The organism is Microbacterium sp. GXF6406, from assembly GCF_054798215.1.
This window is the reverse complement of record NZ_JBSJZH010000004.1, coordinates 128242-142712: the sequence shown is the minus strand read 5'-3', so window position 1 is coordinate 142712 and position 14471 is coordinate 128242. Positions and strand designations below refer to the sequence as shown.

General features: G+C 65.0%; 15 protein-coding genes and 2 tRNA genes. 1 reads left to right on the top strand and 16 read right to left on the bottom strand.

The genetic code is table 11. From position 1 onward, the window contains the following. The first annotated feature begins 142 nt into the window (after positions 1-142). The gene (locus tag ACWAUG_RS04470; RefSeq protein WP_460801526.1) at positions 143-862 is read left to right on the top strand and encodes a hypothetical protein; all 720 of its coding nucleotides are present in this window, start codon (positions 143-145) and stop codon (positions 860-862) included. Positions 863-985: 123 nt separating this feature from the next. On the opposite strand, the gene ACWAUG_RS04465 is transcribed toward ACWAUG_RS04470, so the two are convergent. From ACWAUG_RS04465 to ACWAUG_RS04390, 16 genes are all read right to left on the bottom strand, one after another. After that, a tRNA-Met gene (locus tag ACWAUG_RS04465) sits at positions 986-1059 on the bottom strand. A gap of 34 nt (positions 1060-1093) precedes the next feature. Beyond that, a tRNA-Thr gene (locus ACWAUG_RS04460) sits at positions 1094-1165 on the bottom strand. A gap of 66 nt (positions 1166-1231) precedes the next feature. Further along, positions 1232-2542 (bottom strand): M23 family metallopeptidase, encoded by a 1311-nt coding sequence (locus ACWAUG_RS04455; RefSeq protein ID WP_460801525.1) that lies wholly within the window; start codon positions 2540-2542, stop codon positions 1232-1234. Positions 2543-2673: 131 nt separating this feature from the next. Continuing rightward, positions 2674-3480: an inositol monophosphatase family protein gene (locus ACWAUG_RS04450; RefSeq protein WP_298038526.1), complete on the bottom strand. Its 807-nt coding sequence runs from the start codon at positions 3478-3480 to the stop codon at positions 2674-2676. Beyond that, entirely contained in the window at positions 3477-4451 is a 975-nt protein-coding gene (locus ACWAUG_RS04445; RefSeq protein ID WP_460801523.1) for a hypothetical protein, read from the bottom strand. Before ACWAUG_RS04445 ends, ACWAUG_RS04450 begins: the two co-directional genes overlap by 4 nt. An 89-nt stretch (positions 4452-4540) precedes the next feature. Then, entirely contained in the window at positions 4541-5341 is an 801-nt protein-coding gene (locus tag ACWAUG_RS04440) for an enoyl-CoA hydratase/isomerase family protein (protein ID WP_298038529.1), read from the bottom strand. Between the two features lie 87 nt (positions 5342-5428). Continuing rightward, on the bottom strand, positions 5429-5932 hold the full coding sequence (locus ACWAUG_RS04435; RefSeq protein ID WP_460801522.1) for an FBP domain-containing protein: 504 nt from the start codon (positions 5930-5932) through the stop codon (positions 5429-5431). Positions 5933-6253: 321 nt separating this feature from the next. Then, positions 6254-7588 (bottom strand): site-specific integrase, encoded by a 1335-nt coding sequence (locus ACWAUG_RS04430; protein WP_460801521.1) that lies wholly within the window; start codon positions 7586-7588, stop codon positions 6254-6256. Next, positions 7585-7896, bottom strand: coding sequence for a hypothetical protein (locus ACWAUG_RS04425; RefSeq protein WP_460801519.1), 312 nt, complete (start codon positions 7894-7896; stop codon positions 7585-7587). The genes ACWAUG_RS04430 and ACWAUG_RS04425 overlap by 4 nt, the downstream gene beginning before the upstream one ends. A gap of 36 nt (positions 7897-7932) precedes the next feature. Then, entirely contained in the window at positions 7933-8205 is a 273-nt protein-coding gene (locus ACWAUG_RS04420; protein ID WP_460801518.1) for a hypothetical protein, read from the bottom strand. Positions 8206-8288: 83 nt separating this feature from the next. Continuing rightward, complete coding sequence (locus tag ACWAUG_RS04415) at positions 8289-8684, bottom strand: hypothetical protein (protein ID WP_460801517.1); 396 nt, start codon at positions 8682-8684, stop codon at positions 8289-8291. A 29-nt stretch (positions 8685-8713) separates the two neighbouring features. Beyond that, entirely contained in the window at positions 8714-8896 is a 183-nt protein-coding gene (locus ACWAUG_RS04410) for a helix-turn-helix domain-containing protein (RefSeq protein ID WP_460801515.1), read from the bottom strand. Next, positions 8893-9696: a DNA adenine methylase gene (locus ACWAUG_RS04405; RefSeq protein ID WP_460801514.1), complete on the bottom strand. Its 804-nt coding sequence runs from the start codon at positions 9694-9696 to the stop codon at positions 8893-8895. Before ACWAUG_RS04405 ends, ACWAUG_RS04410 begins: the two co-directional genes overlap by 4 nt. Continuing rightward, positions 9696-9881 carry a hypothetical protein gene (locus ACWAUG_RS04400; RefSeq protein ID WP_460801512.1) on the bottom strand — a complete coding sequence of 62 codons (186 nt, stop codon included), beginning with the start codon at positions 9879-9881 and terminating at the stop codon, positions 9696-9698. The genes ACWAUG_RS04405 and ACWAUG_RS04400 overlap by 1 nt, the downstream gene beginning before the upstream one ends. Further along, positions 9878-10603 (bottom strand): hypothetical protein, encoded by a 726-nt coding sequence (locus ACWAUG_RS04395; protein WP_460801510.1) that lies wholly within the window; start codon positions 10601-10603, stop codon positions 9878-9880. Before ACWAUG_RS04395 ends, ACWAUG_RS04400 begins: the two co-directional genes overlap by 4 nt. Positions 10604-11078: 475 nt before the next feature. Continuing rightward, positions 11079-14444 carry a DUF3854 domain-containing protein gene (locus ACWAUG_RS04390; RefSeq protein ID WP_460801509.1) on the bottom strand — a complete coding sequence of 1122 codons (3366 nt, stop codon included), beginning with the start codon at positions 14442-14444 and terminating at the stop codon, positions 11079-11081. Positions 14445-14471: the final 27 nt, after the last annotated feature.

Sequence of the window (14471 nt, the reverse complement as noted above, 5' to 3'; positions counted from 1 at the left end):
AGTTCGAGGCGAAACTAACCGAGCCGCTCACCCTCGCGGCCTAAACCCAACCTGTCACCGATCCGTTCCTCACGCCCCAACGTCGATTCAGATGCGATGCTTGTTGACGAGCAGAGCCAGGACGACGTGAACGGAGTCGAGCATGGAGACCGATGAAGCCTTCGACTTCGACGCCATTGACTTCGTGACGAGCGATCACCATTTCGGACACGCACGGATCAGCGAACTCGCCGGTCGCCCGTTCGCCTCGGTCGATGAAATGAACGCTGTCATGATCGAACGCTGGAACGCGCTCGTGAAGCCCGACGATGTTGTGCTGCACCTCGGTGATCTCGCACTGGGTCCGATCGATGACAGTGTCGCGCTCACGGCGCAGCTGAACGGCACGCGGCTCCTCGTCCCCGGCAATCACGACCGCGTCTCCCCTGCTACGCAATCCAAGCGCGCGATCGAACGGTTCCGCCCCATCTACGAAGATGCCGGTTGGACGGTGCTCCCGGAGATTCTTGACGGCACCCGCCACGGTATCCGACTCCTCGCGTGCCACTACCCTTACGCGGGCGACACCACCGGCGTCGAGCGCCACAGTACCCACCGCCCCGACAACACGGGGATTCCGCTCCTCCACGGGCACACGCATGAGCACGACTTCGGTCCGCACGGTTCACATGAGTTTCATGTCGGAGTCGATGCCTTCGGCTTCGCACCGATCCAGTTCGAACTGATCGATGCCTGGCTCGATGATCTGCACCGCGAAGAGGAAAAGATCGCCGCGCTCGTTCGCGAACGATCCGCAGCAGGCGAAAGCACATCCCTCGATGAGCTGGCTCGCGAGTACGGTGTCGATCTTGGTCAGGAATGACACCCCAAATTGCACGCCAACCGGCCCCAAACCGGCCCAAAGCGTCGCGTTTCACCTCGCGTAGTGGGAGAAATCGATCGCCGGATACGACAAAACCCCCGGAATCCCGGGGGTTTTCATCTGTAGCAGGAGCGGGGCTTGAACCCGCGACCTCACGATTATGAGTCGTGCGCTCTCACCAACTGAGCTACCCTGCCGCAAGACGATTCACCTGAAAAAGTGAATGCTGCGAGCCCCGAGTCAGGATTGAACTGACGACCCCTTCCTTACCATGGAAGTGCTCTGCCACTGAGCTATCGGGGCGCTGTTGCCCCGCGAGGCAACTATACGAGAATACCAACAACTTTCGGATTCTCAAAAACGAGACGGCTAGTAGTCGTATCTCCCGGCGTTTTTCTGCATCCAGGGCAACGGATCGATGGTCGAACCATTGATGATGATCTCGAAGTGCAGGTGCGAACCGTAGGAACGGCCCGTGTTTCCGGTGAGCCCGACGATGTCGCCGACCTTGACCGTCTGCCCTGCGCTGACGCGCAGCGAGCCGTACTGCATGTGCGAGTAGTGGCTCGTGACGAGCTGACCGTCGATAATGTGGTCGACGTAGACGGTCACACCGTAGTTGCCGCCGGACTCGGTCGCGATGCGAACCGTTCCATCGGCGATCGCCTGAATGGGAGCGCCGTCGCCGGGCACGAGGTCGATCCCCTCGTGCATGCGGCCCCAACGGGCTCCGTACGGGGAGCTCATCGCGACGCCCACCTTGAACGGCCACTGGATGGCCGCATCGGGGTCGTTCGTGTACAGGTCATCCGAGAACGCGATGCCCTGCTCGGCGGCCAGATCGATCAGAGACTCGGAGGAGAAGTCCTCAGAGCGCTGGATGGCGTCGTTCTGCAGGTCGGACGAGGCGACGAACGCCTGAATCTCATCCTCGGACATCGCCGACGTGGTGCCGTCGGAATTCGTGATCAACGACATCGCTGATGCCGGCTGTGCACCCTGAGCGGCTGCCACGGCCTCAGCGGGAAGCGTCATCGATACGGCGAGGAGGCCGGCGACGCCCATGACTCCGACGGTCGCGCCAAGGGTCAGCAAGCGGCGTCGCAGTGCGACGCGGGTGGTCGGGCGCTCTTCTTCGTCGAGGGGAGCCTCGGGTGCGACCGGCATGTTCGCGACGGAGAAGATCGACGTGTCGGCTTCGACCGTGCCGAAGGCACGGGATGCTGCGACGAACGCATCTTCTGCGACTGCTGTGCGCACCGGTGCGGGCTCGACGAGAACAGAACCGTAATCTTCAGGCGAGACGACGGGCATCGGCTCGTACCCGGCATCGACGAGGGCCGGCAGGGCTGCTGTCGCGGGCACGGTCTCAACACGAGCCGGAGCGGGCGCGGTCTGCGCTGCGACCTCGAAAGCAACCTCTGCCGCACGCACAACCGTCTGAGCGACATCGTGGACGACCGAGACGGGCTCTCGGGGCGCGGTGGGCGCCTGCTGCGCGGCGAGCGCGGCTGCGGTGCGCTGCTCAGCGAGCTCTGCGGCGTGCTGCAGCTCGCGCATCTCACGGCGGGACAGCGGTGCACGCGGAGCTTCGACGGAGCCGGTTTCGATACCTGTCGGGTTCGCGGAAGCCGCGGTCGCGCGACGGCTGGAGCGGCGTGTGGGCACAGGCTCAGCCATGGAGGAGTCGAAGGGCAAAACGGATCTCTCGTCGTTCGTCAGCATGAAGGGAGTTCGCTGTTCGGGCAGCGAAAGTAACGATCAGGTAAATACACTACCGGGCTGCTCCTGGGAATGCCATGTGCGGACCCTCAATTGTGGTTGTCCACAATCGCAGAAAGTCGTGAGAAGAGTTCGGGGCCGGCCGCTACCAGCATCGGTCGCGCAGACTCGGTGTCGAAGCGCTGCACGCGGCCGCCCGCTTCGGTCACGAGCAGAGCGCCGGCGGCGTGATCCCACGGCTGGAGGCCGCGCTCGAAATAGCCGTCGAGCCGACCGGCGGCCACATAGGCGAGATCCAGCGCCGCAGACCCCATTCGGCGCAGATCGCGCGCCAGGGGCATGACACGGCGCACCACGGCGAGATCCGGGTCATGCGTGCTCGGGTCGTAGCCGAAGCCCGTTGCGAGCAGGGCCCCCGCCGCTGTCTCCTGGGTGACGGCGAGCCGTGAGCCGTCGAGCCAGGAGCCGCCGCCGCGAGCGGCGGTGAACAGCTCTCCCCATGCCGGGGCGCATACAGCGGCGGCGAGGGCCGTCCACCGGTCGGGATGCGGTTCGCCCTGCACGGCAGCGATGCTCACGTTGTAAGCACCGAGCCCGTAGGCGTAGTTCACGGTTCCATCGATCGGGTCGACGACCCAGGTGACCCCCGTGCTGCTGCGGGCTTCTCCCGATTCCTCGCCGAGGAAGCCATCGCCGGGACGCTCCGCAGCCAGACGCGAGCGGATCAATGCCTCGACCTCGCGGTCGGCCTCGGTGACGATGTCGGCGACCGTCGACTTCGTCGCCGCGAGGGCGACTCCCTCCGCGCGACGACGGCGGGCCAGGTCTCCGGCTTCGCGCGCGATATCCGCGGCGAGCAGTCGCAGCTGCTCGCCGTCGTATTCCACGGCGCTCACTGCGGTGCCGGCGGAGGAGGGGGGAACGAGCCGGGGGCCGAAGTCTGCGCAGGAGGAGCAGGCGGTTCGGTAACGGGATCCGCGGCTACCGGAGCCGGGTGCTGCGGCTGAGCCGCAGGGGACTGCGCGTTGCCGTAGTACTGGGGCGTCGGGTAGCCCGTGTAGTAGGCACTGACATCCGGGGTGCCGTCGGGAAGCACCGGCAACGGCGTGACGCCATCGGCGTAGGTTGGCCACGCGTTCACCGGCTGCTCGATGACTGCGGGCTGTGCATAGCCCTGCCCGGCGAAGCTCTGAGGCGCGGGGGCACTGTGGTTCGGCAGTCCGATGGACCCCGACGGGCGCTTGGGTGCGAACAGCGCGTTCAGCAACGGGATCAGCGTGGTTCCGACCGCGACGAGGATCGCGAGGGCGACGACGATCCGCCAGTACATGTCGGGGTACTCGAACAGCCTCGTGAAGGTGAGCGGGATGATCAGCATCACCGCGAGGATCATGAGCAGCCCGATCGTCACGTACTGGATGACCTGGGTGAACAGCGTCACATAGCGCTGCGCCGCGGTTGTGAACAGCCGCACGTGCAGCAGTGCCAGCTGCAGGATCGCGACGACGAGGAGTAGGAAGAAGAATCGGGTGAAGCCGACCGCGCCCTCGAACCACTGAATCGGCATCCAGATCTTCACTGCGCCCACGAGAAGGGCGATGATCCAGGTGATCATGCTCGCCAGCGCGAGCCAGTCAGGGCGCTTGCTCGACAGACCCGCCTCGAGGATGGCGATGCCCGCGAAGGCGACGAAGAGCAGGATCGTGAGGAACGCCCGGCCGATGATGCCGTCCTGGTTATCGACGAGCACCCACACCACGCAGACGATCGCTGCGGCGATCAGCGCCCCGATCGCGATCCAGATGGCCCCTCGGATGAGCAGAGAGGTGTTCGCGCCCTCTGGTTGCCGCGTCGTGCTGTCAGCCATGGTCTTCTCCTCATCGGCGGGCGGTGACCTTCATCCTGCCACGAGCCACCGCCCTCTGGCCGTGGGCCGTTCCGGTTGTGAACAACTCGTCACTCAGCCTTCTTCTTCGCGGATGCCGCGGCGAATGCCGTCACCCGGGCCCGCGCATCCGGCGTCTCGAAGGCCGCACCGATCGAGTGCGCCTCTTCCGCGAGCTGCTCGGTGAAGCTTCGGGCCGGGCGGGAACGGATCAGGCGCTTCGCCTGCCCATAGGCGCCCGCGGCGCCCTCGCACCAGAACCGGGCGATCTCCGCGGCGCGGGCTCGGACGAGATCCGCTTCAGCCCCGGCATCCGCCCCCTCGACGGCCTCGGCGACGAGCCCCCAGTCCCGAGCCTCCTGCGCCGTGAGGAGACGATCCTGCAGGACGAGCTGCAGTGCGCGCCGCTCGCCGATGGCCGCCGCGAGGTGCGCGGATACCGACAGGTCGGGGGTGAGCCCGATGTTGGCGTAGAGGCTTCCGAGATGCGAGCGCGAACCGACCACCGCGTAGTCCGAGCAGAGCAGAATGCCCAGTCCCCCGCCCACCGTCGTGCCGTGGGCGGCCGCCACAACAGGGATCGCCGATTCGGTGAGAGCACGGATGCCGGCGTTGATGACGCCGGCCAGCTCGGTGAGCTGGCTTCCGGATTGCATCGTCGTCGCCATCTCGACGACATCACCACCCGCGCAGAACGAGGGCCCCGCTGCGTCGATCACGATCGCGTGCACATCATCGCGCGAGGTCGCCTCGACCGTCGCATCCCGCCATGCCCGGGCCAGATCGGCGTTGAACGCGTTGAGCCGGGCCGGACGATTCAGCGTCAGGCGTGCGACGTGATCGTCGACGGACAGCAGGATGGGCTCGCTCATGGCATCTCCTTCGAAGCGGGGCAGACCCGGTCAGCCTAAGCGGTCGTCTCCGCCATCGAGCATGACTGCTGTCGCCGGAGACCAGCTTCAGTCCGCGACGTCGGGGTTCTCCTGTACGCGGGCGACAAAAGCCTCCATACGGCGGCGCGTGCCGTCCAGGCGCATGTCGACCTGGCCCGCGGGCCGGATCTCATTCGGGGCCAGCGGCGGCGCGAGGCGCACGTTGTCGTGGCAGGACAGATCGACGCACATGTGCGTTCCGATGCTGTCGCCGCGACTCCCCGCACTGTCGGCGCGACGCGCGGTGAACAGCGCGACCTGCGCGCCCGGCTGCATCGTGCGGCAGATGTTGCACATACCCGCCTGTGCGCGGCCCGACTCGCTCGCACGCAGCACGATTCCGACGGCCCTCGCCGCCGTCTCGACGATCACATACCCGCGCTTGCCGAAGACGGGATCCCGCCAGGCGAAGAAGTCGCGGAAGTCCCAGTCGATGAAGAAGAAATCGTGCGGCATCTCCATCGTCTCGAGCTCCTCCTCCGTCGCATTGACGAAGGATGCCCGGACATCGGTCTCGGTGAGCGCACGCATCGCCCCAGTCTACGAACAGATCCTCCGAGGCAACGCAAAAGCCCCGCATCAGATGCGGGGCTTTTTGTCGTGGTGGCAAGTGAGGGATTCGAACCCCCGAATGCGATGCAGGCTGATTTACAGTCAGATCGTGATCGTGACTGAGGCGGACTGGAGGGGACAAGCCGCAGGATTCCGCGGGAGGGCCGGGGAAATGTCGGTGGTCACCCCTAGGATGACCACCGACTTAGGGTCGTCGTGAAGCTGCGGTTAGACCGCACTGTAAGTCGCTTTGTGCACGACAAAGCCCCCGGCGCGAACCGGGGGCTTTGTGAGTCGTCGTTACAGAGTCTTGCCGAACTCGTCGGTGATGCTGTCGAGGGCTCCGACGTAGGTGCGGAGTGTGAACGCTGGGCTGTGGTGTCCGAGGATTTCGGAGACCTTTAGAGCCGACCCCTCCCCCGTGCCGATCCTCTGGAACGCTCTGGTCGCGACGCCGTGACGAGCGCCGTATCTAGCCATCTCGGGCAGACCCGCCCGCTTGACTAGTGCCTTCCACAGACGCTGGTCCGATGAGTGGTCGAGAGGAGCGCCGACGATCTCCCGTCGGGGTCCGGGTGGGCGGAGGAACACGAGGTTGTCGGGCAGCGGGTGAGGGGTGTTCTTCGCGCCGCCCGGAACGATGCCGGACCGTACCGCTCGATCGATTCGCTCGCGCTGACGCTGCTGCTGCGCTTCGAACTCCCCCGCGACATCCCGGTCGTACACCTCCTGTCGAGTGTCCTTGTAGTAGGTGCGGAGCAGTTCCGCGATGTCGTCAGGAAGACCGATGACACGATCTCCGCGCGCCGTCTTCGGCCACGGCAAGTACACATCACCGAGCGGCTTTCCGTCGTCGAGTTTCAGAGCGACGCGCTGCTGCTGCCCTCGGATGTGGAGGCGTCCACCATCGAGATCAATACGATCCCAGGTGAGCCCCAGACGCTCGCTGGGTCGGATGCCGAGTCGGAGCGCAAGCTCCCACGATGCGCGGAGAGGATCGTCGGTCAGTGCCTCCTGGAGCCTCACGAGTCCTTCGTCGTCTACCCCCTGATCGTTTCGCCGGACCTCCTTCTTGGGCAGGGAGACATCTCTGGCCGGGTTGTGCATAGCGTATGGCTTCGCGATGTCGAAGCTCTTCTTGAGGAGGGCGTGCAATGCGGACACCGCACTGTCGCTCAGCCCGGCGTCGCGCATCTCCTGGTACCGGCGCTGTATGTCAGAGACCGTCACCTCGGATGCGTGCATCGATGCGAGATCGCCCAGGTGCCGGTTGCGCAGCCACTCGTACTGCGAGCGCGTTTTGACGCTGAGCTTCCCGGCGCTGGCGATGTACTGAGTCGCCGCAGCATCGACGGTCTCGAACTCACGACGACGGCGCTCACGATCCTCCTGCTCTGCGATCGCCGCGGCTTCGTCTTCCGCCGCGCGCACCGCAGCCCAATCGACCGGCACGAGCAGTTCGAGCTTCGCTTCGACGTCGGCCCGTGACGTACCGCTGACCCAGCGACGGCTCTTCGATCCATCCTCGTTAGGTAACTCCTTGAACGCTCGCCACTTTCCGCGAGCTACCTGGTACGCGCCGCCGGTTCCGCGAGCGCGACGCTTCTTCGGCTTAGGCTTCTTCTCTTCGCTCATGCCCATAGCCCCTTCCCATAAAAGATGACCTCGGCTGGCTCAAAGCCCCGGCGGTGGAGCCAGAGCGAGAGGGCGACCTCGTACGAGTTGTTCATCTGGCGAGTAGTGCTCAGGTAGATTCGCTCGTACCCGGACGTCGCGTCGAGCAGAGCTTCATCCCGGAGACCGGGGTAGTTGTCGGCGATCAAGACCACAGCCGCGTCCCCGCCACCGCGCTCGGCGATATAGTCTGCCGCGCGGAGCAGGTCGGGTTCCCCGCTGCTGTCGCGAGGGAACGACTTGTCGGTGAAGACGATGAGTGCTGTCATGAAACGGCTCCTTTTGGTCATCATGGTCGGCGTCCGTCAGTTCTCTCCACGCCACTGGTCCAGCAGTTGCGCGTAGTCGCGGATCGCATTCCAGACGTGCCAGCCGTTTCCGTTGTTGGCGACGTCGGTGTACACCTCGATGAGCGCGCGCTCGCGGCGGCTTCGGCGTCCCGGCGTTGACGCGATGGCGGACAACCGCTCGATGGCAATGCCTGCTGCTCGATCCGTCGGGGTGGCTGACAGGAAGACATTGAGGTCTTCCTCCGGCACCAGGAAGACGTGGCGAACGCGAGAGATTCGTTTTGACATGGTGTCCATTTTCTTTATCTGGGTCTGCCTCGTGTGTGAGGTCGTGCCCGCCGCCCGGACTGTGAGGGGTCGGCGGGCGGTCGTCAGGCGTGCAGGGTGCGCTCGCGGCTCTCGCCGTCGGGCTCGTAGGAGTCGGTGATCTCACCGTCGAACTCGGTGAGGCGGGTCTCGCGTCCGTTCAGCACCAGACGAACCTCGGTGACCTCGCCGTCCGCATCGAGAACCGGGACGATGTTCGGGACGCGACCGCCGACGAGCACTTCGCCCGTCTCGACGTTCCTGTAGGCCCGCGTACCGGACTGCGCGACTGCGTAGGCGAAGCCGGGGTGGGCGATCTCGGCGAGGTAGGTGTCCCCTCGTCCGAGCACTGGGGTCACCGGGAGGATCGGGGTGTACTTACCGAACCGGCTGCGGACCCACTCGCGCGGATCGCGGAGTTCAATCTCTGAGACGATCTCGTCGAAGCTGCTGCTCTTCATTTCTATGTTTCCTTTGTGTGTTGGGCTGCTCAGCCCTGGTTGCTCGACGCGGATGCGACGAGAGATTCGAGGTCGGCGACGCGGTAGCGGACAAGCCCGCCGAGGGTCACCGATGGGATCGTTCCGTTATCCGTCCAGCGCTTCACCGTCTTCGTCGAGACAGAGAGCATCGCGGCGGCGGATTGCTGGTTGACGACGATCGGCGCGGTCATACGAGCACCCCCACTCTCGGGAGGATCAGCGCGTCTGTGACCTTGCCGTTGGCTACCCCGCTGGCTACCGAGACGGGCTCGACGTCGGCCCAGGAGTACATCGACTGCACTTCGGGTGCGAAGTCGTAACTGAGAACCCAGTCCTCATTCGCGGACTCGCGTAGGATGCTCGCCAGCGCCTCGTGATTGATCGACCCGTGGACGTAGAGGTCCGGACCAGCCGCGACGTACGGCGGGTCGAGGTAGACGGTGTCCCCGACGTCGAGGGCGGGCGGCAGCATGTCCTCGAACGAGTCCGACGAGATTACGCCAGGCACGGAGTTGAGGAGCGCGCTCGCGGTGCGGATGCCTTTCGCCAGGCGCTCTGGACGCCAGCGGCAGTCCACGGTGTAGGCACTCTTCTGATCGCGTCCGCCGAGAGGTCCACCAGCCTTCGCGCCGAGACCGGAGTACGACACCTGCTGGATGACCACCTTGCGGAATGCGCGCTCGAAGGTTCCGGTGCCGGGGTCGGACTTGAACTCGTAGAAGTCGTCCACCGTCGGGGTGTAGTTCCCGATCGCCAAGATCAGAGCTTCTGGCTCGTCCCGCACGGTCGTCCAGAAGGCTGCGACCGACGGGTCGAAGTCGTTGATCCAGTAATGCTCAACGAGTCCGTGCTTGAGGACATCGAGGGTAACCGCCGCCATCCCGGCGAACGGCTCGCAGATCGCTCCGGAGCGCGTTGCGCGCTCGTGTACGAGAGGGCGGAGGAATCGGAGGTGGCGGTCCTTTCCGCCGGGGTACCTGATGATGCCCATCAGCGCTCACCTCCGAACACGGTGAGCGGCTTCGGGAAGCTGCGGAGGTCTGCGACGCGGAAGGTCTCACCGCGCTCGTCGAGGCGGCTGGTGATGAGTCCGCGGCATACCCAGCGGCGCAGGGTGTTCGGGCGGACTCGCAGAGCGCGGGCGGCGGTGTCGAGAGAGACGGCGGGGCGGATCATGCCACTGCCTCCCCACGGAGGACTGCGAGCACCTGTGGTGCGGCGGCACGGGCCGCGCTGTCGGATTCGAGTTCGAGGGCACGACGCACGGAACGGATGACGGCGATCTTGCGGCGGCGGTGCTCCGCCCGGTCGATGCCGCAGGCGTCCTGCGCTTCCCGGACGTCGATGCTGTCGCCGATGTACTGGCGGCTACCGGCTAGGACCACGACGTACTTGCGCAGGCTCTTGTCGGGGAACAGCCGCTCGACCGTCGCGAGCATCTGCTCAGGGTGGTTTTCGAGGACGTCCTCCGCGCTCGGGGACTCCGACTCAGAGATGTCCGGGATGGTCTCCGGACCTACCAGGATCGGCTTCGAGTTGAGGTCGGCGAGGACATCGTGACCGCGCTCGGCGCTGATACCGATTGTGCGGCAGGCATCGTCGTGGGTGAATCCCTCGGAGACGAGTCCGCGGAGCTTGAGGGCCGGGGCGATGATCGTCTCGTAGTCCGGTCCGTATGCCTGACGGCGAACCTCGCGGACTCCAACCGGTGCGCCTACCTTCGCGGCGAACGACGGGAGGCGGAGATCGGTGCACCCGTCGTCACCATCAGTGCCGAGGACGTGCTCGTCGCAGTTACAGAATGTCTCGGCATCGGGCTGTACGTGGTGCCCGATGACCTCGCGGTCACCGATGACCTTCGCGCCGAGGAGCCGACGTCGAACCTCGATATGCGACATCGAGATCGCGTCCTGAGCGTCCTCGCTGGATGCGTGAGCGCCTAGGCGGCGATAGACCGCTGAGCGGATCGAGTCCTGCGTGCGCTTGTAGACCTCGCGCCATGCGCGCTGGTCCTGAGGATCGGACTGAACCCGGACGACGAGGTCTCGGTCAGAGAGAAGTGAAGGAGAGAGTGCTGTGAGGTCAGAACGACCGATGAATCCAGACAAAGGGAAGCAACCATTCGGACGAGCCCAGCCGTAGCTGGACTACTAATCCGGTGCCTACCCGTCGGAGCGGTTGCTTCCTCATTCCCCTTCTGGGGACTCTGCTGTCTGGCAGTGCCTTCGACTTTCGTCTATGGCTTCGACAACAACACCAGTATGTCACACCATTCCTGTGAGTGAGCTGAAAGAAACCCCTGACCAGAGAAGATTTCTAATACTCAAGATGAGTATTAGAGTTATCCACAAAAGTCAGGGGCTTCTCCACGGGTCACTCCGGCTTTTCGGTCCTCGGGGCGTACTTCGCATCGCCCTCCGGTTCGAGCCCGAAGGCTTCCAGGAAGATGACGTGCCCGCGGAGGGCCAGGTTGCGCTTCCTGTCGTCTTGGAGGATGACCCCAGAGGTCATCTGTCCGCCCTTACCTTGGAACTTCTCAGGCATGAACTCATTCATCGCTTCGTCGAAGCTCTCAGTGCTCATCGTCTTACCGAAAAGCTGCTCTCGCACCCGGCGGACGAACGAGGCGTGCAGGAATACGCACTCGCCGTCCTTCGACAGACGACCCGCCTCGATCGCGTTGCCGCGCGTCTGCCAGGTCGTCTCGCCACGGAAGGTGTGACGTCGATATCCGTACCGGTCAGCCCCGCGGGGGATATCGCCGGCCGGGTCCAGTAGGTACGCCCCGCCACCCGCAATCAACTCAGCGACGTGATCCAGGAATCCGCGGGCAGGGTTCATCGCGACGATCGATTCCCGCTGGGATGCGACGAGAGCGCTCGCCGACTCACCGAAGAGCAACCTACTGTTGAGCGGTTTCTGAGCTTCGACATACGACTCGCGCAGCGCCTTCTCATCCTCACTGATCGCCATGAAGCCCGCGTTCAGAGCGTGCCAGAGCCCCGCCAGCAGACGGGCGACGTTGTTTGCCTCACGGCTGTCGTCCCATCCGTTCAGGCGTCGCAGGGTGTCCGTGGAACCATTCAGAGGGAGGGGTCCGATCGCGGTGTCGGCGTGTCCGGCGAGGTCACCGAGTTCGTTCATCTCCCGGATGACAACGCGGATGATCGAAGCCATGATGCGGTTCAGCTTCCCCGTCGCGATCCACGCGTCACGCCATGCGTCGAGGGCTTGGAGGTCCACGTCACCTTTCTCGACCTCGCACATGATCGCGCGGGACTGCCGGGAGTTAGCGATCGGGTCACGCGTTTCAGCGGTGAAGATCGGGGATTCGACGTGAGGGACGTTATCGCGAAGCGATCCATCGATCTCGGCTCGACCGCCCGACACACCTTCGTATGCCGCAGTGATCGCGGCATCCACGAGGGCAGCTTGAGCTTCGATCTGCGCCGGGTCTTTCGTTTCGACGAGGTCGTCAACGATAAACGGGAGGTGCCCCGCGAACGCACCGAGGTTTCCGACAGCGGCCTTCGAGTCGCTGAACACCGATGCTGACCGGTGTTCCTCGCGCTCCCCACGCCAGTCCACGAACGCCGAAGCGAATGCCGAAACGACACCCGTCTTGTTGGATTTCGGGAGTCCGTAAACGAAGATGGACGGGTTCTGCTTCCCTCGCGGGAACAGCGAGCCGAGCATTTGAGCCGCCACCGGAAGGGTGATCTCGACGGGTGCGCATGCGATGAACTCCGCGATGATGCGCGGCAGTTCCGCCAACTCCTTGTCGGTCGCGAACCTAGTGAACTCCACTCGACGGGTCCAGTCACTGAGTCCTGCGCCGCGCTTTCGCACGTCGGGCTTGTTCGATGCGATCACGTCCTCACGGATGCCCTCGGCGTCGATCCCTCCGCTGAGCGTCGCGTAGACGTAGTTCCTGGACTCTCCCCGACCGGCCGCGTTCACGTACCCGAGGCGGGAGTACATCGCGCCCGCCGTCGCCTCGTCGAAGCCAACGAGGTTCAGGCAGCGTTCGAAAGCCTCGCGCTCATCGAAGCCAACAGGGCTCTGCACTCGAATACCAGCCTTACGGAACGCGGTGACGGCGGAGACTGCCGACGTCGTGGCCGCCACGGGAACGCCTCGTGCTACGCGGACGTGACCACCTGCGAAGACGGCGCGGATAGAGAATCCGGTTCGCTCCTCGTCATCTAGGTACCTGTTGTTGAAGTCCACCTGGCGGTAGAAGAGTTCTCCGCCTTGCACGGGAACGTACGGGAGCAGTCGCTTTCGTCCGACGGGCACACCCTCGTTGTTATAGGTGACCTCCCAGATTCCGTGAGCGCTCTCCTTGCTCGCCACCTCGGCCCGCAGTTCGGTTCGCCCGTCAGAGTCGAGCAGGAACGAGAAGCCGGGGGCGCGCCCTCCGCGTACCTCCTTGATCGCGTGCTCAAGGGTCGCTCCGCGGTCGATGACGTCGAGGTCCACCGACGAGCCGATGCTCAACTCTGCGAGCAGGTCGTCGCGGTCGTGCGCGAGGAGATCACCTCGGTCGAAGCGGTCAAGGTCCGACGTTGCGAGCGCCGCGACGATGCGCTTCGCCTCCGGCTCGTCGCCGTAGCACACGAACTCACGGATGCCGTCCTCGGGGTAGAGGTGCCATCCGCCGAGGGCGTCCTTGGCGGCGTCGGAGCGCGCGCGGAGAACGCTGTTGCCCGCGAGGTCGAGGGACCAGACGATCTCGTCGGACACCTCGTCGTCGAGGTCGGAGAACCACTGCTCCTTCGCGCGGTCGAGATCGATATCGGCGAGCGGGCGCGGCTTCGGGCGCGGGCTCAGCACGCCACGGCGGATCAGATCCTTCTCCACCAGATCGAACCGCTTCGCAGCACGGAGCAGCTTCGAGAGCGGCTTGCGCTCGCCCTTGCTCTCTGCCCATCGGAGGTAGTCATCGACGCCCTTCGGTCCAGCGGGGTCGAGGACCAGAACGCGAACCTCCGTGTTGCGCTGCTCAGTGAGCAGAACGGCGAGCTTGCGCAGGGCCGACGCGACCTGGGGTTTGGTCCACATGTCGGCGTCGAACCCAAGGATCACCACGCGGTGCTTGAGCAGGGGACGCCAGATGTTCGACCCGATCGTGCGCGGGTGCAGTCCGTCCGCGTCGCCACCCTCGCCACCGAGCACCGGCATATCGACGCCGGTGACGGTTGCCACTCCGACCGCAACGCCCTCGCGCTGCGACGCGGAGATGACGGCGTCACCCTTAGGCGCCCCCTCCGTGATGAAGAGCGGGACGCCGACGTCGCGGACGTACGCGAGGTTAGTCGGGAATGGGTTGACGTCGAGAGGGTTGCGCCGAGGGCTGTCGCCTCGCTCCGCGCCCTTCGGGAGAAGGAAGCGGCGTCCGGACAGCGACCCCGGAAGAGAATCGGGGTCTTCGACGCGGAACTGGACGAGATTGGGCTCTGCCGTTTCCCCTGCGCGCTCGTCATGCTCGGGAAGCGCGTACAGCGGAATCGCGATGGCTGATCCACCATCCTCGAAGTACTTCGAGCCGATGCCGGACTTCGCTGCGATGGGGTCACCGTGGTTTCCCTGACTGATGAATCGGTACCCGCGAGCGGCTGCGATCTCGTCGTCGATCGCCCGATCGGCGAGGTAGGTTGCCCCTTCGCGGCGGTTGACGTGCGTCGGGGTGGTGTCGATGAGGTAGGTGCGCTGTGGCTGCTGCTTGTTGTCTCCCATACCCTCTCTTGGCCGAGAAACGCTCCG

What these genes read in the sequence shown, in the direction of transcription:
- ACWAUG_RS04470 (WP_460801526.1), top strand. Translation starts at nt 143, where the DNA reads ATGGAGACCGATGAAGCCTTCGACTTCGACGCCATTGACTTCGTGACG.
- ACWAUG_RS04455 (WP_460801525.1), bottom strand. Translation starts at nt 2,542, where the DNA reads ATGGCTGAGCCTGTGCCCACACGCCGCTCCAGCCGTCGCGCGACCGCG.
- ACWAUG_RS04445 (WP_460801523.1), bottom strand. Translation starts at nt 4,451, where the DNA reads ATGGCTGACAGCACGACGCGGCAACCAGAGGGCGCGAACACCTCTCTG.
- ACWAUG_RS04440 (WP_298038529.1), bottom strand. Translation starts at nt 5,341, where the DNA reads ATGAGCGAGCCCATCCTGCTGTCCGTCGACGATCACGTCGCACGCCTG.
- ACWAUG_RS04435 (WP_460801522.1), bottom strand. Translation starts at nt 5,932, where the DNA reads ATGCGTGCGCTCACCGAGACCGATGTCCGGGCATCCTTCGTCAATGCG.
- ACWAUG_RS04430 (WP_460801521.1), bottom strand. Translation starts at nt 7,588, where the DNA reads ATGAGCGAAGAGAAGAAGCCTAAGCCGAAGAAGCGTCGCGCTCGCGGA.
- ACWAUG_RS04425 (WP_460801519.1), bottom strand. Translation starts at nt 7,896, where the DNA reads ATGACAGCACTCATCGTCTTCACCGACAAGTCGTTCCCTCGCGACAGC.
- ACWAUG_RS04420 (WP_460801518.1), bottom strand. Translation starts at nt 8,205, where the DNA reads ATGTCAAAACGAATCTCTCGCGTTCGCCACGTCTTCCTGGTGCCGGAG.
- ACWAUG_RS04415 (WP_460801517.1), bottom strand. Translation starts at nt 8,684, where the DNA reads ATGAAGAGCAGCAGCTTCGACGAGATCGTCTCAGAGATTGAACTCCGC.
- ACWAUG_RS04410 (WP_460801515.1), bottom strand. Translation starts at nt 8,896, where the DNA reads ATGACCGCGCCGATCGTCGTCAACCAGCAATCCGCCGCCGCGATGCTC.
- ACWAUG_RS04405 (WP_460801514.1), bottom strand. Translation starts at nt 9,696, where the DNA reads ATGGGCATCATCAGGTACCCCGGCGGAAAGGACCGCCACCTCCGATTC.
- ACWAUG_RS04400 (WP_460801512.1), bottom strand. Translation starts at nt 9,881, where the DNA reads ATGATCCGCCCCGCCGTCTCTCTCGACACCGCCGCCCGCGCTCTGCGA.
- ACWAUG_RS04395 (WP_460801510.1), bottom strand. Translation starts at nt 10,603, where the DNA reads ATGTCGCATATCGAGGTTCGACGTCGGCTCCTCGGCGCGAAGGTCATC.
- ACWAUG_RS04390 (WP_460801509.1), bottom strand. Translation starts at nt 14,444, where the DNA reads ATGGGAGACAACAAGCAGCAGCCACAGCGCACCTACCTCATCGACACC.